Origin of the sequence: Tsuneonella litorea (assembly GCF_025154015.1) — a bacterium.
GTDB classification, from domain to species: Bacteria; Pseudomonadota; Alphaproteobacteria; order Sphingomonadales; family Sphingomonadaceae; genus Tsuneonella; species Tsuneonella litorea.
Genome location: NZ_JAOAMV010000002.1, coordinates 382,563 through 399,629, shown reverse-complemented (window position 1 = coordinate 399,629; position 17,067 = coordinate 382,563). Strand labels below are relative to the sequence as shown.

The 17,067-nt window shown below is 67.1% G+C and carries 18 protein-coding genes; 11 read left to right on the top strand and 7 right to left on the bottom strand.

Annotated features, from left to right (window positions below; all coding sequences use genetic code 11):
* Window positions 1-531 precede the first annotated feature (531 nt).
* The 3 genes from N0B51_RS05435 to N0B51_RS05425 form a co-directional block, all read right to left on the bottom strand.
* On the bottom strand, window positions 532-1,314 hold the full coding sequence (locus N0B51_RS05435; RefSeq protein ID WP_259961230.1) for a hypothetical protein: 783 nt from the start codon (window positions 1,312-1,314) through the stop codon (window positions 532-534).
* 352 nt (window positions 1,315-1,666) lie between these two features.
* Entirely contained in the window at window positions 1,667-2,188 is a 522-nt protein-coding gene (locus N0B51_RS05430) for a BRO-N domain-containing protein (RefSeq protein WP_259961229.1), read from the bottom strand.
* Window positions 2,189-2,309: 121 nt separating this feature from the next.
* The gene (locus N0B51_RS05425) at window positions 2,310-3,755 is read right to left on the bottom strand and encodes a tyrosine-type recombinase/integrase (protein WP_259961228.1); all 1,446 of its coding nucleotides are present in this window, start codon (window positions 3,753-3,755) and stop codon (window positions 2,310-2,312) included.
* A gap of 183 nt (window positions 3,756-3,938) precedes the next feature.
* Here N0B51_RS05425 and N0B51_RS05420 point away from each other — a divergent pair, with 183 nt between their 5' ends.
* A complete protein-coding gene (locus N0B51_RS05420; protein ID WP_259961227.1) occupies window positions 3,939-4,310 on the top strand; it encodes a c-type cytochrome in 372 nt (123 codons plus the stop codon).
* A gap of 12 nt (window positions 4,311-4,322) precedes the next feature.
* Here the strand turns inward: N0B51_RS05420 and yghU are convergent, their stop codons facing one another.
* Window positions 4,323-5,201, bottom strand: a complete 879-nt coding sequence (gene yghU, locus N0B51_RS05415; RefSeq protein ID WP_259961225.1) for a glutathione-dependent disulfide-bond oxidoreductase — start codon at window positions 5,199-5,201, stop codon at window positions 4,323-4,325.
* An 85-nt stretch (window positions 5,202-5,286) separates the two neighbouring features.
* Here yghU and N0B51_RS05410 point away from each other — a divergent pair, with 85 nt between their 5' ends.
* From N0B51_RS05410 to N0B51_RS05385, 6 genes are all read left to right on the top strand, one after another.
* On the top strand, window positions 5,287-6,300 hold the full coding sequence (locus tag N0B51_RS05410) for a DNA topoisomerase IB (RefSeq protein ID WP_259961486.1): 1,014 nt from the start codon (window positions 5,287-5,289) through the stop codon (window positions 6,298-6,300).
* Between the two features lie 45 nt (window positions 6,301-6,345).
* Window positions 6,346-6,873, top strand: coding sequence for a CinA family protein (locus N0B51_RS05405; protein ID WP_259961224.1), 528 nt, complete (start codon window positions 6,346-6,348; stop codon window positions 6,871-6,873).
* Window positions 6,870-8,930: an NAD(+) synthase gene (locus tag N0B51_RS05400; protein WP_259961222.1), complete on the top strand. Its 2,061-nt coding sequence runs from the start codon at window positions 6,870-6,872 to the stop codon at window positions 8,928-8,930. The genes N0B51_RS05405 and N0B51_RS05400 overlap by 4 nt, the downstream gene beginning before the upstream one ends.
* 64 nt (window positions 8,931-8,994) lie before the next feature.
* A complete protein-coding gene (locus tag N0B51_RS05395; RefSeq protein ID WP_259961221.1) occupies window positions 8,995-10,044 on the top strand; it encodes a type III polyketide synthase in 1,050 nt (349 codons plus the stop codon).
* A complete protein-coding gene (locus tag N0B51_RS05390) occupies window positions 10,034-10,720 on the top strand; it encodes a methyltransferase domain-containing protein (protein ID WP_259961220.1) in 687 nt (228 codons plus the stop codon). Before N0B51_RS05395 ends, N0B51_RS05390 begins: the two co-directional genes overlap by 11 nt.
* Window positions 10,699-11,772, top strand: a complete 1,074-nt coding sequence (locus N0B51_RS05385) for an NAD(P)/FAD-dependent oxidoreductase (RefSeq protein WP_259961219.1) — start codon at window positions 10,699-10,701, stop codon at window positions 11,770-11,772. Before N0B51_RS05390 ends, N0B51_RS05385 begins: the two co-directional genes overlap by 22 nt.
* A 3-nt stretch (window positions 11,773-11,775) precedes the next feature.
* Here N0B51_RS05385 and N0B51_RS05380 read toward each other — a convergent pair whose 3' ends face one another.
* Window positions 11,776-12,852: a branched-chain amino acid aminotransferase gene (locus N0B51_RS05380; protein WP_259961218.1), complete on the bottom strand. Its 1,077-nt coding sequence runs from the start codon at window positions 12,850-12,852 to the stop codon at window positions 11,776-11,778.
* 402 nt (window positions 12,853-13,254) lie between these two features.
* On the bottom strand, window positions 13,255-13,794 hold the full coding sequence (locus N0B51_RS05375; protein ID WP_259961217.1) for a hypothetical protein: 540 nt from the start codon (window positions 13,792-13,794) through the stop codon (window positions 13,255-13,257).
* A 52-nt stretch (window positions 13,795-13,846) separates the two neighbouring features.
* On the opposite strand from N0B51_RS05375, the gene N0B51_RS05370 reads away from it, so the two are divergent.
* From N0B51_RS05370 to N0B51_RS05355, 4 genes are all read left to right on the top strand, one after another.
* Window positions 13,847-14,647: a TlyA family RNA methyltransferase gene (locus tag N0B51_RS05370; RefSeq protein WP_259961216.1), complete on the top strand. Its 801-nt coding sequence runs from the start codon at window positions 13,847-13,849 to the stop codon at window positions 14,645-14,647.
* The gene (locus tag N0B51_RS05365) at window positions 14,644-15,201 is read left to right on the top strand and encodes a TspO/MBR family protein (protein ID WP_259961214.1); all 558 of its coding nucleotides are present in this window, start codon (window positions 14,644-14,646) and stop codon (window positions 15,199-15,201) included. Before N0B51_RS05370 ends, N0B51_RS05365 begins: the two co-directional genes overlap by 4 nt.
* Window positions 15,202-15,237: 36 nt before the next feature.
* Complete coding sequence (locus N0B51_RS05360) at window positions 15,238-15,492, top strand: accessory factor UbiK family protein (protein ID WP_259961213.1); 255 nt, start codon at window positions 15,238-15,240, stop codon at window positions 15,490-15,492.
* Window positions 15,493-15,553: 61 nt separating this feature from the next.
* Window positions 15,554-15,850: a hypothetical protein gene (locus N0B51_RS05355; protein ID WP_259961212.1), complete on the top strand. Its 297-nt coding sequence runs from the start codon at window positions 15,554-15,556 to the stop codon at window positions 15,848-15,850.
* Here the strand turns inward: N0B51_RS05355 and recF are convergent.
* Window positions 15,847-16,917, bottom strand: a complete 1,071-nt coding sequence (recF, locus tag N0B51_RS05350) for a DNA replication/repair protein RecF (protein ID WP_259961211.1) — start codon at window positions 16,915-16,917, stop codon at window positions 15,847-15,849. The genes N0B51_RS05355 and recF overlap by 4 nt on opposite strands.
* Window positions 16,918-17,067: the final 150 nt, after the last annotated feature.

Here is a 17,067-nt window from a genome sequence, read left to right as displayed (position 1 = left end):
TTCCTACTGGCACCGCAAAGCGGCCCGCCGGGACTCCGGCAGGGCACCTTGGGCGCCGGTTCGGTTAGGATGGGGAGCGGGGAACGATTGCAGCGCAGCGAGCGCCTGCAGGTCCTCCCAAAGGGCGGAGACCCCGCCACGGGATTGCGAGGAAACGCGAGCCATGACGGGGCCTCCTTGGGCTTGATGTTGCTGGGGGGTTAGCCGCGCTTGGCGAGACCGTAGTCACTCCGCCAATCCCTCTCGGTCACCGAGGGTGACGCTGGGGGAACTGGGGAAGGCGAAGGCTCAGCCTTGGTCGGCTGGGGGTCTGTGGGATCGCTGAGGGAGACGGGCTGGGGGAAACCGTCGACACGGGCGATGGGCTCGCCGATGTCTACTCGCATGAACCCACCTGGCATCGCCGTGACGCTCTGGGTGTTGCGCTCGGCGAACCCGGGCGATGTCGGGTTGTAGGGGTCAGGCAAGTTAGCGATGCTCGATGGCTTACGCGTCCGGTCCCGGCGAGCCAGCCGGTAGAAGCCGCGCATCTCAGAGGGTGTTCCGGTGAACGCTAGCGATGGCCTTAGCTTGGGCCTCGATCCGCTCCTTTCGAAGCATCTCGCCTGCCAAGCGATTGGCCTCTGCCGAATCCCTCAGCTGCTCGGCACGTTGCTTGGCCAAGACGACGCTCTCACGCATCGCCTCCCCGAGCCGCCGCTTGGCTTCGACACCCGGGGTGCCGTCAGGGCTGACCAGCACTCGCATCCGGCGCTCCAGATCGAGTTTCAGGGCCAAACGCGATGAACGCGAGTCGCCTTGGTACAGCGGGACCGGGATGGCCACGGCCTCACCTGTCTGCGGATCTCGCTCAGCGCGGTAGCTCCCCACTTCGTCTAGCTCAGCCTCGACTGCGTCGAGCCGACGGGCCAGCTCGCGATACTCGCCAGCAATCAGGCACTGCTCCTGATGGTACGGGGTCGCTCCTTCCCCCGCGCCGGTCAACGAACGGATAGCGGGCAGCATCTTGCGGAGCGCAGCTTCGACCATAGCGGATTCGCGGGTGGCGCGCTGCTCGGGTGGGAGGGCCTTCAGGGCCGTCTCGATTTCCGTGCGCTCCGGCCCCGGCGGCAGGCCGGTGACTCGAAGCTCAGGGAGCTTGAGCCCGGGGGTGATCTGGATGTTGCTGTTCGGGAGGCTCATCGGATCCATCGCGAGGATGGCGTCAGCGAAGTGCTGATCCTGAGGGGCGATGGTCTCGGAAGGGGCAGAGGTGCCGGTGGAGCGGATATCGATGCTCAGGGTGTCGGCGGGACTGGATGAGGTGGTGGTCATGAAAAGGGGGCTCCTTTCGGGGCCTTCTGGGGTTGTGGGGGATGCTCGGCAGCGCCGAGGGGGAAGCGAGCCGGGGGCTTCGCTCTCCAAAGGTGAGGGATAATTGCCACCCGGCCAGCGGTGAGCTGTCAGTGGCTTCTATTCCAAGGGGGCGGGTTAATTGCCCGGGTGCATCAGATCAGCCGGGTTCTCTTTCCAAGGATGGGCTTTAATTCTTGCGCGGCGAGAGTTCACACACGTGCTCGCCAATCAAATAGAGGCTCACCCCCGAGGGTCGGCTTTAATTGCGAACAGTGCGGCGGATCATCGACCCCCTGCCTAAGCAATAGAGGCTCACCCCCAAGGGTGAGGGTTATTTGCCGCCAGTGCGCCGGATCGCCGGGAGAACCTCGCGGGTCACCCAATCCTGAAAGGCGCGGGCCTCGGGTTTGTCCGAGCGCATGATGAGCTTGTAGAGACCGCTCTCGTTGACGACGTTCACTGGACGCCCCGGCTTCATTCCTAGTGCGATCCGATCAACCTTGCGTACGTCGCGAGGGAAGAGCTTGTCGTACGCGCTCCCCTTCCCCGATGCCGAGCCGAGTAGGATGGTGAGGACGTCGCCGCCGCAGAACCAAGGTGTTCCGTCAATGTCGATGGTGCGAAGCTGCTGCCCCGCGAAGGTGAAGGTGTCATGTCGTTCTGCAGAGGAAATGGAAGAGCCACCAATGGTGCGGGTTAATTCGGCACGGCACGTGCTCGCTGGCCCCCGCCTAACCAATAGAGGCACACCCCCGAGGGTGCGGGTTAATTCCATCTCTCTGAAATCACGCCTGTTTTCCGTGGCGAAGGGGTCGCTGCAGTGCGCTGCCACTCCGATGTCGTGTAAACCCACCAAACCGCGCCAAAGGATGGCCTCGGTGGACGCTAGGGTACTGGGAATAGGCGCGGGCCCGTTTCGGCGCTCTTGGGCTCGATTTGGCAGTGTTAGGGCGCCACAGTCGGGCTTCTCAGCTTCACGCGTCCCCGGGGTTCGGCAATGACAAGCCCGGGTATCTGATCAGTGCGACGATATCCGCCAGCCTTTGCAGGGACAGGCCGTTCGGGTTGTAGGTGCGGTACGTGAAGCCGACCTCATGGCCCACTACGTGCGCCGCATCGCTTTGCGGCACCCCGGCCTCCTCCAGCTGTCCAACGAAGTTCTTGCGGAAGGAGTGAAACGCCTTGCGTCGGCTTGCGAAGCCCCGGGCCAGCTTGAATCGGGAGAACTCCTTGCCAGCATCTGCTCCGGCCTTCTTGCCCGGACCCTCGCAGTTGAAGCGGGGCCAGATGCGCTCTGCAGGGTCACCTTCGGCCCGCTTGGCGAGCCAGCTCAGCTCGGGGTGTATCGGCACCCTTCGTTCGCCAGCGGCTGTCTTTGCGTCGACCACGTTCGCGTAGGTGACCCCGGCCTCGGTCCTAATCTGGCCTCGCGTCAGGGAGGCAATCTCGTCCAGCCGCATCCCGGAGTACATCGCAACAAGCATCACCTCGGTGACGTCGCGGCGCTTTGGCGGCGGGTTGAAGAGCTGCTCCAGTTCGTGGGGCTCCCAAGCGAGGTAGCCTTTGACGTTTCGGCCTTCCTTGAGGCGCTTGTGAAATCCGCTGAACGGGTTGTTCCCCTCGCAGTAGTCCCGCTCCTGCGCCCATGCCCAGTAGGACTTGAGGGTCGCAGCGTGGCGGTTGATCGTCGCATCCGACATCCCCTTGGCTTGGCCGCCAAAGTTCTCCTGCAACTCAGGCCAGCTCATGCTCCTGGCCTTGGGAGACTTGCCCCACATCGGGTTCATCTGACGAAGGGCGTCGAGGAACTCGGCCGCATCCTTCTTGCGAACCTCACGGATCGGACGGGAACCCCAGTAGCCCCCGAAGAGGTCGAAGGTGGCGACCTTTTGCTGCTCGGTGTTCGTCTCCTTGAGTTCGTGCTGCGTCTTCCAGAGCTTGAGGTACTCGTCTGCAAGCTCGCGGAAGGTCGGCTCAAGTTCCTTGCGGGGTGGAACTACGCGGCCCATTCGGGCAGCTGCCGCGTCCTGCAGGGCCATTACCCTGACCCGCTCAGCCTCGGGAAGCTCCCCGCGCCCGTGCCGCTCTTCGATCTTCTCCAGCTCGTATCCTATGCCAGCCGTGACGGCATCGTAGGAGTGCGGGTCGTCTTCGAGGATGAAGACTCCGGCCTCTGCCTCGGCTTGGATTTGCCGGTACAGCTCGCGGAGAGCCGAGCGGGCTTGGGGGGCATCGCTCTTCGCTGCCCACTCCGTCTTGATCTTCAGCTCCCATGCGGCGGCCTCGAGGCGCGCCGAGGGGCGGTCGAGGGCCTCTAGCGTCTTCTGGAGAAACTTCCGGCCGCCGTGGTCAGCTTGCAGCCGCTCAGGTACGCGGATCTTTGCGCGCCACTTGTTGTGTCGCCGTTGCAGTGCAGGCACGTCTGAGAATCTCCTGTGGGCCACCTTTGTGGGCCCGGTCTGTGGGCCGGAGACGCTTGAAAAGCAAGGAAATCCCAGAGTTCTCCCGTTTTTTGTGGTCGGGTCAGAATCTCCTGCCGCCCCAGCCAGTACGTTTGATCCAGGTCATTGTCTGCTTCGCGGCCCCTGCCTAGCCTGGCGGGCATGAGGACGTTTTTCGCCATCGCCGCCTGCGCTTTTCTGGCCGGTTGCCAGTCGGTGGCGCCCCGTTTCGCCGACGCCGGCGGGCTGTCCGATCCCGGATCGCTCGAAGCCCGCGGATACAAGCTGGCGGTGAACCGGTGTTCCGATTGCCATTCGGTCGGCTATGGCGAAACATCACCCGTGCCGCAGGCGCCCAGCTTCTCCGCGATCGCCAACACGCCCGGACTGACTTCGGCAATGCTCGCGCAGTGGATGCGCGACCACCGCAACTACCCGGAAGAAATGTATTTCGAGATTCCGGCCGAGCAAATCGACGAGCTCGCCGCCTATGTCCTCACCCTGCGCCGCACAGAGGCGGAACCGCCAGGCTGACGGTCGGTCCCGCTAGGCGTTTTCGAGCGACTTCCAGGGCACGCGTTCGAGCAGTTCCGGTTTTTCGATCCGCTCGAAATCGGCGGGCGAATGGCGCTCCTTCATGTTGGTTGTATTGACGATGCGCCCCCGGCGCACCGCCGGTCTTGCCTCGAGCGTCCGCACCCACCGCGCGAGATTGGCGTATTCATGGACCGAGAGGAACGTCGCCGCATCGTTGTAGGCATCGCCGCGGACGAGCGCGCCGAACCAGCCGTAACAGGCCACGTCGGCGATCGAGTATTCGTTCCCGGCAAGGTATTCGGTCTCGCCGAGGCGCAAGTCGGCGACCGACAGGATGCGCTTCGTTTCCATCGCGTAGCGGTCGATCGGGTATTCGAACTTTTCCGGGGCATAGGCGTAGAAATGGCCGAACCCGCCGCCGATGAAGGGCGCGGTGCCCATCTGCCACATCAGCCAGCTCAGCACCTCGGCGCGCGCCGGGTTCGCGCGGGGAAGCAGGAAGTCGAACTTTTCGGCCAGGTGAAGCAGGATCGCGCCGCTTTCGAACACGCGAAAGGGCTCGTCGCCGCTGCGGTCTTCGAGCGCCGGTATCTTGCCGTTGGGATTGAGCGCGGTGAAGCCGCTGGAAAACTGGTCGCCTTCGCCGATGTTGATCAGCCAGGCATCGTATTCGGCGTCGTGTCCGGCCGAGAGCAGCTCCTCGAACATGATCGTCACCTTCTGCCCGTTCGGCGTGCCGAGCGAATAGAGCTGGAAGGGATGATCGCCGACCGGCAGGTCCTTGTCGTGCCGCGCGCCGGCGGTGGGACGGTTGATGCTCGCGAAGCGCCCGCCGTTCTCCTTGTCGTGCGTCCAGACCTTCGGCGGCGTATAGGCAATATCCGTCATGCTCGGTGCGCTCCGTGTTGCGGTTTCGAACGACATGGTCGCGCCCCGGCGGAACCGCAAGGCGCAGCCCGCCGTTGCGCGTGTCATGGTCGCTCAATCCAAGCTCATGTACGTCGATGACGACATGCCGGGCATCACCCGCAAGCGCAGCGGCCGCGGCTGGGCCTATTACGATCCCAAGGGCGAACTGATCACCGATCCCGACGAGCGCGATCGCCTCAATCGCGTCGCGCTGCCGCCGGCCTATACCGACGCCTGGTTCTGCCCTGCGCCCAACGGGCATATCCTGGCGACCGGCGTCGATGCGAAGGGCCGCAAGCAGTACCGCTATCACCCCGATTTCCGCACCGCCCGCGAAAGCGAGAAGTTCGACGGGTGCGCGGCATTCGGCCGGCTCCTGCCGCTGGTTCGCAAGCGCGTGAAAGGCGACCTGGCGGTGCGGTCGCTGACCCGCGAGCGCGCCATCGCGAGCGTGATCCGGTTGCTCGATCTCGGCGCAATCCGGATCGGCAACGATGCCTATGCCAGGTCGAACAAGAGCTTCGGGGCGACGACGCTCCGGCAGCACCACGTAGAGGTGAAGGGACAGAGGATCCGCCTCAAGTTCAAGGGCAAGAGCGGCGTGGAACGCGATGTCGTGCTGTCCGACCGCACGCTCAGCCGGGTGGTGCGTGCGATGCAGGACCTGCCGGGCCAACGCCTGTTCCAGTACACGGACGAGGATGGAGACGTTCACTCGGTCGACTCGGCCGACGTCAACGAATACCTCTGCGAAACCATGGGCGACCATTTCACCGCCAAGAGCTTCCGCACCTGGCACGCGAGCGTGCTCGCCCTCAAAATCCTGGCCGAGGCCGACGGGCAGCTGACCCTCAAGGCAATGCTGGAAGACGTCGCTGCGCATCTTGGCAACACGCCCGCCGTGACCCGCAAGAGCTACGTCCATCCGGCGGTCATCGCGCTGGTCGATCGCCAGAAGACGTGGCGCGATGGGCTGAAGATGCCACGCGCGACCCGCTGGCTGGACCGCGCGGAACGCGCATTGATCGACCTCCTCGAGGATTCACCAAAGGCGCACGAGTTGCTTGCAGCCGCCTGAAAGGACGAGGCGGAACGCTGCGGCGGAGCGGGTGTTGAGCCAGGCATGACCGATGGAGACGACAAGGCCGAAACGCTCGACGGCGCCTTGCCCGATGCCTTGCAGCGGCAGGCGCATCGCGTTCTCGATCTCGCGCACGAGAGGAAGCTGTCACTCGCCACTGCCGAAAGCTGTACCGGCGGACTACTGGCGGCTCTGCTGACCGACGTGGGGGGACGCGGTCACGTCTTCGACCGGGGCTTCGTGACCTATGCCGAAGAATCGAAATGCGATCTGCTGGGCGTCGATCCGAACGCGATCGATCGAGTCGGCGCGGTCAGCGAGGACGTGGCGCGTGCGATGGCCGAAGGGGCGATCGCCCGTTCCGATGCGGATGTGGCGCTGTCGGTGACAGGCTTCGCCGGACCCGGCGCACCGGGCGATGAAGAGGGCCTGGTTCACTTCGCCTGCGCCACCCGCGCGGGTGGCTGTGCGCACCGCGAGGAGCACTTCGGCGCCGTTGGCCGCGCCGGCGTGCGGATCGCCGCGCTTGAAGTCGCGCTCGCGATGATGGAAGACGCGCTTCACAGATGAACGACACAGCGAAACGCTTTCATTCGCTCCACGCGCACGGGCTCGTGCGGGTCGCCGCGAGCACGCCGCAGGTCCGCACTGCCGACGTGGCATTCAATCGCGCGGCGATCCTCGACGAGGCAAGGCGTGCGCACGATGCCCACGTCGACCTGCTGGTCTATCCCGAGCTGTGCCTGTCCTCGTACGCGATCGACGACCTGCACCTCCAGCTCGCAATGATCGACGCGGTCGAGGCAGCGGTGGGCGACATCGTCGCGGCGAGCCGCGACCTCAACCCGCTGCTCCTGATCGGGGCGCCGCTGCGGCACAACGGCAGGCTCTACAACTGCGCGCTCGCGATCCACCGCGGGCTTTTGCTCGGCGCGGTGCCCAAGAGCTACCTGCCCAATTACCGCGAGTTCTACGAGAAGCGCTGGTTCGCCAACGGCCGCCTGATCGAAGGGCTCGAGATCGGCGTGAACGGCGCCTCGGTTCCGTTCGGCACCGACCTGATCTTTTCCGCCGAAGACCTGCCGGGCTTCCGGGTCGGGGTCGAGATCTGCGAGGATTACTGGTCCCCGCTGCCGCCCTCGACGCGCGCCGCGCTCGCGGGGGCGACGATCCTGTGCAACCTGTCGGCGTCCAACATCACCATCGGCAAGAGCGACGAGCGGCACCTGCTCAGCCGGTCGCAGTCGAGCCGCGCGGTCGCGGCCTATGTCTATTCCGCCGCCGGCCACGGCGAGAGTACGACCGACCTCGCCTGGGACGGGCAGGGCATGATCTACGAACTGGGCGACCTCCTCGCCGAGAGCGAACGCTTCGCGCTGCGGCCCGAGTTGTGCATCGCCGATGTCGATTGCGACCGCATCCGGTCCGAGCGGATGCGGATGCAGACGTTCAACGACGCCGCCGAACACGAAGGGCGTCCCGAGGATCATTTCCGGGTCATTCCCTTCGCCCACGCGCCCGCGTTTGCCGACATTGGCCTCACCCGCCCGATCCGGCGCTTTCCGTTCGTGCCCAACCGCCCCGACAAGCTCGACGAGGACTGCTTCGAGGCGTTCAACGTCCAGGTCGACGGTCTGATGCGGCGGATCGAGACGACGAAGCCCAGAGCATTGGTGATCGGCGTGTCGGGCGGTCTCGACAGCACCCACGCCCTGATCGTCGCCGCCAAGGCCTGCGACCGCCTGGACCTGCCGCGGACCACGATCAGGGGTTACACCATGCCCGGCTTCGGCACGTCCGAGGGGACCAAGTCGAACGCCTGGAAACTGATGGACGCGCTCGGCGTCCTGGGTGAGGAGATCGACATCCGGCCCGCCGCCGAGCGGATGCTGCGCGATATCGGCCATGCCTATGCGCAAGGCGAGCCGGTCCACGATACGACGTTCGAGAACGTGCAGGCCGGCCTCAGGACCGACTACCTCTTTCGTCTTGCCGGCCAGCACGGCGGCTTCGTGATCGGCACGGGCGATCTTTCGGAGCTCGCCCTTGGCTGGTGCACTTACGGGGTCGGCGACCAGATGAGCCACTACGGCGTCAACTCCGGCGTCCCCAAGACGCTGATCCAGTACCTCATCCGCTGGACCGCTCGGACCAACCAGTTCGATCCGGCGACCGACGCGGTACTCGAGGACATCGTGGGCACGGAAATCAGCCCGGAACTGGTGCCGCCGGGCGAGGACGGCGAAATCCAGAGCACGCAGAGCATAATCGGCCCCTACGAGCTCAACGACTTCTTCCTGCACCACACGATCCGCTGGGGGCAGAAGCCGTCGAAGGTCGCGTTTCTGGCCTGGCACGCCTGGCGCGACGCGAGCCGGGGAAGATGGCCGCTCGCCTTTCCCGAAGACGCCAAGCACGAATACGACCTTGCCACGATCCGCCACTGGCTGGAGAATTTCCTGCGCCGGTTCTTCGCATTCAGCCAGTTCAAGCGCAGCGCCATGCCGAACGGGCCGAAGGTAAGCGCGGGCGGCGCGCTCAGCCCGCGCGGCGACTGGCGCGCCCCGTCTGACGCGGTCGCGGACGTCTGGCTCGACGAGTTGCGCACGAACGTGCCGGAGCGGTAACCTGCCGGGAGCAAACCGGCGAGGGGATCGTTTCGGTTGCAGATGACGACGGGAATTGCCTGACATGGCCGCCATATCCGCGATCGCAACTGCGGTCCCTGACCTTGATTTCGAACCGGACTATCGCCGGTGGGCGCTCTCGCGCCTTGGCGAGAGCCGCGAGGCGAAGCTCTTCGAACGCATGGCGAACCGGTCGGGCATCGAGCATCGCTGGTCGATTCTCGATGCGGAGGACGCGCGCCTCGACGAAGGCGTGGGCTTCTACGGCGGCGAGGCGCCGAGCACTGCGGCGCGCATGGCAATCTATGCCGAGGCGGCGCCCGAACTGGCGCTCAGGGCGATCGCCGGCCTGCCGGAACTGGGGAAACCGACCCACCTCGTCGTCGCCAGCTGCACCGGTTTCGTCGCGCCGGGCATCGACCAGGTCATCGCGCGGAGGCTCGGCCTCGGCGACGACGTCGAGCGCGTCCTGGTCGGTTTCATGGGCTGCTATGCCGCCGTCACCGCCCTGCGCACCGCGCGTCACATCGTCCGCTCCGAGCCCGATGCGCGGGTACTGGTCGTGACGGTCGAATTGTCCAGCCTTCACCACCAGGAAGAGATGGATCTCGAACCACTCCTGATGGGAGCGCAGTTCGGCGACGGCGCTGCGGCCGCGATCGTCACAGGCAACGAGCCCGGCCTGGCACTCGGTGAGGGGATCTCCGCCGCGCTGCCGGACAGCGAGGACCTGATCACCTGGCGCATCGGCGACACCGGCTTCCATATGCGCCTTTCGGGGGAAGTGCCCGGGCGCATCGCGGCCGCGCTTGCCGACCCTGCTGTGCAGCGTCGGATCACCGGCGGCTGGCCGCCGGAGGACATCGCCGCGTGGGCGGTCCACGCCGGAGGCCGCTCGATCCTCGATGCGGTCGAGAAGGGCCTTCGCCTTGCGCCCACCGCGCTCGACGAATCGCGCGAGGTGCTGCGGATGTGCGGCAACATGAGTTCGTCGACCCTGATGTTCGCGCTCAAGGCCATCCTGCGCGGGCGGCCCGAAAGCGGGGTCGCCCTGGCGTTCGGGCCGGGCCTCGCGATGGAGGGTTTCCGCTTTGGCTGGCGCGATGCTGGCTGACCGCGCCATTGCCGATGAGCTGATGGACGATCCCGCGCTCGACGCGCGGACGTATGCCGCGGTGCTGCACGATCTTGCGCGGGTGAACACGCTTACGCTTGCCCGGCGGCCGACACTGGCGTTCCTCCGGCGCGCGGTGGGCGGGCGGTCCCGTTTTCGCCTGCTCGATGTCGGCTTCGGAGACGGCGACATGCTGCGCGCCATCGCGCACTGGGCGCGGCGCCGGGGTATCGAGGCCGAGCTGGTGGGGGTCGACCTCAATCCGCGCAGCGTGGCCGCGGCGCGCGCGGCGACTCCAGGCGAGCTTGCGATCGACTACCGCACCGGCGACTATGCCGATCTCGCCGGGGCCGGCTGGGACTGCGTGATTTCGAGCCTCGTCGCGCATCACATGAGCCGGCAGGAGTTGTTGGCTTTCCTGCGTTTCATGGACCGCGAAGCTGCCGCGGGATGGCTGGTCAACGACCTGCACCGGCATGGCTTCGCCTTTGCCGGCTGGCCGCTGCTCGCGGGACTGATGCGCTGGCACCCGATCGTGCGGCACGACGGACACTTGTCCATAGCACGGTCCTATCGGCCCGGCGAGTGGTCCCCCTTGCTGGCCGAGGCGGGCGTGGAGGGCGCGCGCGTGTACCGGCAGTTCCCGTTCCGGCTGTGCGTCGAAAAGCTCCGCTGATCGTCGGCGCCGGTCCGGCTGGATGCCTGGCCGCGATCGCGCTCTGTCGGGGCGGGGCGGAGCCGCGACTGCTCGACCGCGACGAGAAGGTGGGCGACGCACTGTGCGGCGGGTTCCTGTCGTGGCGGACCGCGCAGAGCCTGCGCGGGGCAGGGGTGGAGCCGGAGGCGCTTGGCGCGCACCCAGTCGAATCGCTGGCCCTTATCGCGGGAGACTTCGAGGCGACTGCTGCGCTGCCTTCGTCCGGTTTCGGCCTTTCGCGCCGCGCGCTCGACAGCGCCTTGCGGCGCCGCGCGGTGGGCGAGGGCGCCCGGCTGATCGTCGATCGCGTGCGTTCGGTGCAACCCGACATCGTCGAGGGCGAGGAGGACGATTACGCGGCCGAGGCGATCTTCCTCGCCAGCGGCAAGCACGACGTCCGGGGGCAGGCGCGGCCGCGCGAGGGCGACGACCCCGCGCTCGGTCTGCGCATCCGGATTCCGGCGCACGACGCGCTGCACGCGCTGCTTTCGGGCCGCATCGAATTGCACCTCTTCCGCGGCGGATACGCCGGCATCGTGCTGCAGGAGGACGGGAGCGCGAACGTCTGCCTTGCGCTGCGCAAGTCGCTTCTTGCCGGTGCGAGCGGCCAGCCCCCCGCGCTGCTCGACCGGCTCGCGGCGACATACCCGGCCTTCGGGGAGCGGATGGCCTTCGCCCCGCCCGGCCTGACGTTCGATACGGTCGGGTCTGTTCCCTACGGGTTCATTGCCGAGACGACCGATCCGGGCCTCTACCGCATCGGCGACCAGGCCGCCGTCATCCCGTCGCTGGCGGGCGAGGGCATGGGGATCGCGATGGACAGCGGAAATGCCGCGGCGCGGGCGTGGCTCGCAGGTCGAAGCGCGCCGTGGTTCCAGGCTGATTTCGCCGTGCGGGCCGAGCGACCGGTGCGGGTCGCGCAGCTGATCTGGCGCATCGCCGAGGCAGAAGCGGGGGCGCGGCTGCTGACAGCCGCCACCCGTGCCGTGCCGTCGCTCGCTCGCGCGGCGATGGCGCTGACGCGTATCTGACCGCTAGACCTTCACCACCCAGCCGTGCGGATCGGGCGCATGACCGCGCTGGATCGAAACCAGCTTCTCGCGCAGCCTGCCGGTGAGCTGCCCGGGGCCGCCCGAGCCGATCGTGAACGCGCCCTCGGGACCTTCGACCTTGCCGACGGGGGTGACCACCGCCGCAGTTCCGCAGGCCATCGTCTCGATCAGCCGGCCGCTTTCGGCGTCCCGCCGCCACTGGTCGATCGAATAGCGTTCCTCGCGGATGGTGAGACCCTCGTCCCTCAGCAACTGGATCAGGCTGTTGCGGGTCACGCCGGGAAGGATGGTGCCGGTGAGCGGCGGGGTCAGCACGCTGCCGTCGTCGAAGGCGAAGAACAGGTTCATGCCGCCCAGTTCCTCGACCCACTTGCGTTCGACCGCGTCGAGGAAAACGACCTGGTCGTGACCCTTGGCGATGGCTTCGGCCTGCGGAACGAGGCTGGCGGCATAGTTGCCGCCCGTCTTCGCTGCCCCGGTGCCGCCGGGCGCAGCGCGCACGAAGTCCCGGCTGACCCAGATGCTGACCGCCGGAACGCCCGACTTGAAGTAGTTGCCGACCGGCGAGGCGATGACGAGAAACTTGTACTCCCTTGCCGGACGGACGCCGAGAAATGCCTCCGACGCGAACATGAAGGGGCGCAGGTAGAGCGCGCCGCCATCGACGGTGGGAAACCAGTCGCGGTCCTTGCGCACCAGCTGGCGGCATGCCTCCACGAACAGATCTTCCGGCACGTGCGGCATGGCCAGCCGGTCGGCCGAGGAATTCATCCGCGCGGCGTTCATCTCGGGACGAAAGAGCGCGAAGCTCCCGTCCGGGTGGCGATAGGCCTTGAGCCCTTCGAAGATTTCCTGCGCGTAGTGCAGCACGGCGCAGGCGGGATCGAGGCTCAGCGGTTCGCGCGGCCCGATCCGCGCATCGTGCCACCCGCGGTCCGCGTGAAAGTCCACCGTGACCATGTGGTCGGTGAAGACTGTGCCGAAACCGGGATCGGCGATCGCCTGTGCGCGGGTTTCGCCGGGAACCGGAGCGGGATGGGGAAGATGCGCGAAGTCCATATCGCGCGGTTAGGGCCGCATCGCCCGGCGCGCAAGTGACCCGGGCGGCGTCGATCAGGCTTGCCCAAATGAGAAGGGCGGCCCCTTCTGCCAGGAACCGCCCTTCGCATGGTCAGCGGCCGGTTCGGCCGCCCACGAAGCCTCTATCGGCGTCAGAGATTACCGATAATGCCTCGCGAGGGTCGTCACCGACCTCCCTGCTGAACCATGAGACATCGGATCACCTCCTTTCGCGCTTAGAAAGCCAGACCGCCGTTTCACCGGTGGCCGAGTGCCGCGTGGGTCGCTGGCCTCAGGAGGGAATGTGAGTCTTTCCGCGGCGCAACACAAGTCTTGAAAAATAGTTTTTCACTGTCAGTATTCGATGCTTCCGGCCCGCCCAGCAGCGGGCCTTTTTCGCGCCTAGGACCGGCAGTCCTCGATCACCCGGGTGATCTCGGGCCAGCTCGGTAGATAAAGCGTGGACTGCTCCGCCACCTCGACCGCGAAACGGCCCTTCGAAAAGGCGATGGCATCGAGGATCGGGTCGTTGGCTGAAACGCTCGCCACCAGCGACGGCATCTCGTCCCCGGATGGCGATGCGGTGAGGACGCGATCGGCCGTCTCGGTGCGGATGCGCATCGGCACCGGGCCTGATGCCGTCCCGGCCCGCGCCAGCGTGACCGTGCGTCCGGCAAGGCGGCAGGTGAGCGCAAAGCGGGCATCGGCCCCCGCGCTGCCGAACAGCGCCGCGGTCGTGCCCGCGCCGCGCCGGTAGTACCAGTCGCCGGACGTCTGCGGCGCATCCATCCAGTCGTCGAAACTGGGCGCGGGCAGGGCGACCGGAGGTGGAGCGGGCGTCGGCCGTGCCTGCGGCGGCGCCGGGGTCGGTTCGGGCGCCGGCGCCGTGCAGCAGGCGGCACCGAAACAGGCAAGGGCGGCGATCTGGCCACGAAAACGCATGGATTCTCCCGGTTTGACAGGCGGTCAACGCACGCTAACCCGCAAAGGGTCCATGGGAAAGAAGCGCCTCGACCAGCTGATCGTCGACCGCGGCCTCGCCGAAAGTCGCAGCCGCGCGCAGGCGCTGGTCATGGCGGGCCTGGTCTTTTCCGGCGATCGCAAGCTCGACAAGCCGGGTCACCAGCTGCCGAGCGATGCCGAGATCGAGGTGCGCGGGCGCGATCACCCGTGGGTCTCTCGAGGCGGAATCAAGCTCGCCCACGCGATCGAGGTCTTCGCGCTCGACCCGGCAGGCGTGGTCGCGATGGATATCGGCAGTTCGACCGGGGGCTTCACCGACGTGTTGCTGCAGAAGGGGGCGAAGCGCGTGTTCGCGGTCGATTCGGGTACCAACCAGCTCGCCTGGAAGCTGCGCCAAGACCCTCGCGTCACGGTCCTCGAGCAGACCAGCGCACGCATTCTCACCTCCGACATGATCGACGCGCCCTGCACCTGGGTCGTCTGCGATGCCTCTTTCATCGGGCTTGCCAAGGTCCTCGAGCGTCCGCTCGAACTCGCCGCGCCCGACTGCCGCCTCGTCGCGTTGATCAAGCCGCAGTTCGAAGTAGGGCGCGACGAAGTGGGCAAGGGCGGGGTGGTGCGCGAACCGGCGCTCCACGACCGCGTCTGCGGAGAGGTGCGGAGCTGGCTCGAGGCCGGCGGATGGGCAGTCGACGGAATTGCGCGCAGTCCCATCACGGGACCGGAGGGCAATGTCGAGTTCCTCGTCGTCGCAAGGCGTGGCAAAGTTGCGCCTGCATCGGCGGTCGGCCACAAAACCGCCGACGAATCGGCTTCGATGGAGAACCCATGACCGCTCTCGCCTCGCGCGGACAGTTGCGCGCCAGTCTCTTCCGCTGGGCGCTGTTCACCGTGCCGCTCGTCGTGCTGCTCGGGTTCCTGTCGGGCCAGTTGTCCGGAAGCGGGGCAGACAGCACGTGGTTCCGTTCGCTGGAAAGGCCGGCGATCTTCCCGCCGCCGGTCTGGTTCGGCATCGTCTGGACGATCCTCTACGTTCTCATGGGCCTCGCGCTGGCGATGGTCTGCGCGGCCTGGGGAGCGCGCGGCCGCGGCGTCGCGATCGCGGTCTTTTCGCTCCAGTTCCTCGTCAACCTCGCATGGTCGCCGGTGTTCTTCGCGATGCACGACATCCGCGCGGCGCTGGTCGTGATCGGCGTGCTCGACGTCCTGGTGGTGGTGACGATCGCGCTGTTCTGGCGCGTGCGCAAGCTGGCGGGCGTCCTGCTGCTGCCCTATCTCGCGTGGATCGCGTTCGCGACCGTGCTCAACTGGCAGTTCCTCGAGCTCAATCCCGGCGGCGGGATCGAGGGCTCCGCGAACGGGGCGGTCGAACGCTACGAGTTCTGACTTGCGCGCGGCCCGGCAGATCGCCACATCGGCGCCATGCAGAGCGAAAACCCCCTCGTCGCCGATCTCGTCAAGCTCGCCAACGCGGCGGCGGGCACTTTCGCGGGCATGACCCGCGAGGCGCGCGATGGCGCGCGTGAACGGATGCGCGAGGCGTTCGGCGGGCTCGATTTCGTCAGCCGCGAGGAGTTCGACGCGGTCAGGGACATGGCCGCCCGCGCGCGGGAAGACAGCGAGCAGCTGGCCGCCCGCCTCGATGCGCTCGAGGCCAAGCTCGCCCGCGAAGGCTGACTTTTCGCAAGTTCGGAACGCGGGGTCGCGCGCTCGGTTGAGCGTGCGAAAGGGCCCTTCCATGTTCACCCAGCTCGATCCCCCGGTGCCGCTTCACGTCCTCGACAAGGGCGATGGCCTCGCTTTCGGGGTCATCGACTACGGACCCGAGCACAACCTGCTGTGGATCACCGCGATCGACGCGACCGGCGAAATCTGGTGCGCACCCAACCCGCAGGTGCGGATGCAGGCGAACTGGAGCATGGGGCGCGGCAAGAGCGCGGCGGTCTCGGCCTCGAAGGACCGGCTCGCGGCCAGGAATGCCGCGTCCGGGAACGTCTGCGCCGATTGCGCCGACGCCCTGGAGAGTCGCGCCTAGTCCTCGCGCCGGGCTGCGCCGTCGGCCACCCGCCATACCGCCGCATCGGCCAGCATCCCGTCGAACGGCGCGGTCTCGGTGCCGGTGAACCAGACCTGCGTTCCGCTGTCCGCCAGCCGTTCATAGAGCGCCGCACGCCGGACGGGATCGAGGTGGGCGGCGACTTCGTCGAGCAGCAGGACGCTCGCCCGACCCCGCGCCGCCAGTCCTGCATGAGCCAGTGTGACCGCGATCAGCATCGCCTTCTGTTCTCCGGTCGAGCTTTGCGCTGCGGGTTGGTCCTTTCCCGCCATCGTTACCGCCAGGTCGTCGCGGTGGGGACCGGCAAGGGTGCGGCCCGCAGCCCGGTCGACCTGGCGAGCCGCACGCCATGCGTCGGCGTCGGCAGATCCGCCTGAAACCAGTTCCAGCACCGGCCGCGCGAAGGGTTCTGCGGGAAGGGTGGACAGTTCCTCTCGCAGCGACGCGACGAGCCGACCGCGTCCCGCAGCAAGCGCGCCGCCGGCCTCGGCCATCTGCGCCTCGACGCCATCGAGCCAGAGCGGATCGGGCGGGTCATCTCCCGAGATGAGCCTGTTGCGCTCGCGCAGCGCCGCTTCATAGCGCGCGGCATGGCGGGCATGGCCGGCATCGAGTGCCACCGCCATGCGGTCGAGCCAGCGGCGGCGCGCGCCGGCGCTGTCGGTGAACAATCCGTCCATCGCCGGGGTGAGCCATGCGATCGCGACCCATTCCCCGAGTGCCAGCGCGGTGGTGTCGGCTCCGTTGATGCGCACCTGCCGCCGCGCCGGACGTGCCGGGTCGGTGGCGGTGCCGAGCCGCACCGGCTCCCCTTCCGCGGCGAGCGAGGCACCGATCGCGAAGCCGCCGGGACCCTCGCTCGAGGCCATGTCGGAAAGCGGGGCCCGGCGCAGGCCGCGTCCGGGGGCAAGCAGCGACAACGCCTCGAGCACGTTGGTCTTGCCGGCGCCGTTCTCGCCGACGAGCAGGTTGAACCGCCGCGTACCCTCGAGAGCGGTCGCGCGATGGTTACGAAAGGTCGTCAGGGAGATGCGGTCGAGCGCCATTTTCGGCTCGTCGGATAGCCGGGAGGGGTGACGACCGCCAGCCGCCAATGCGCTGATCCCAACAGTTGGGAATATTTCCCTACCTTGAGCAAGCCGTTCACCCGAGGTTTAGCTGGATCGCCAGGGAAACGGCAGATTTCCGCGGTTTTT

Coding starts and splice junctions, on each gene's coding strand:
- N0B51_RS05435 (WP_259961230.1), bottom strand. CDS start 1,314: ATGACCACCACCTCATCCAGTCCCGCCGACACCCTGAGCATCGATATC.
- N0B51_RS05420 (WP_259961227.1), top strand. CDS start 3,939: ATGAGGACGTTTTTCGCCATCGCCGCCTGCGCTTTTCTGGCCGGTTGC.
- yghU (WP_259961225.1), bottom strand. CDS start 5,201: ATGACGGATATTGCCTATACGCCGCCGAAGGTCTGGACGCACGACAAG.
- N0B51_RS05410 (WP_259961486.1), top strand. CDS start 5,287: ATGGTCGCTCAATCCAAGCTCATGTACGTCGATGACGACATGCCGGGC.
- N0B51_RS05405 (WP_259961224.1), top strand. CDS start 6,346: ATGACCGATGGAGACGACAAGGCCGAAACGCTCGACGGCGCCTTGCCC.
- N0B51_RS05400 (WP_259961222.1), top strand. CDS start 6,870: ATGAACGACACAGCGAAACGCTTTCATTCGCTCCACGCGCACGGGCTC.
- N0B51_RS05395 (WP_259961221.1), top strand. CDS start 8,995: ATGGCCGCCATATCCGCGATCGCAACTGCGGTCCCTGACCTTGATTTC.
- N0B51_RS05390 (WP_259961220.1), top strand. CDS start 10,034: ATGCTGGCTGACCGCGCCATTGCCGATGAGCTGATGGACGATCCCGCG.
- N0B51_RS05380 (WP_259961218.1), bottom strand. CDS start 12,852: ATGGACTTCGCGCATCTTCCCCATCCCGCTCCGGTTCCCGGCGAAACC.
- N0B51_RS05375 (WP_259961217.1), bottom strand. CDS start 13,794: ATGCGTTTTCGTGGCCAGATCGCCGCCCTTGCCTGTTTCGGTGCCGCC.
- N0B51_RS05370 (WP_259961216.1), top strand. CDS start 13,847: ATGGGAAAGAAGCGCCTCGACCAGCTGATCGTCGACCGCGGCCTCGCC.
- N0B51_RS05365 (WP_259961214.1), top strand. CDS start 14,644: ATGACCGCTCTCGCCTCGCGCGGACAGTTGCGCGCCAGTCTCTTCCGC.
- N0B51_RS05360 (WP_259961213.1), top strand. CDS start 15,238: ATGCAGAGCGAAAACCCCCTCGTCGCCGATCTCGTCAAGCTCGCCAAC.
- N0B51_RS05355 (WP_259961212.1), top strand. CDS start 15,554: ATGTTCACCCAGCTCGATCCCCCGGTGCCGCTTCACGTCCTCGACAAG.
- recF (WP_259961211.1), bottom strand. CDS start 16,917: ATGGCGCTCGACCGCATCTCCCTGACGACCTTTCGTAACCATCGCGCG.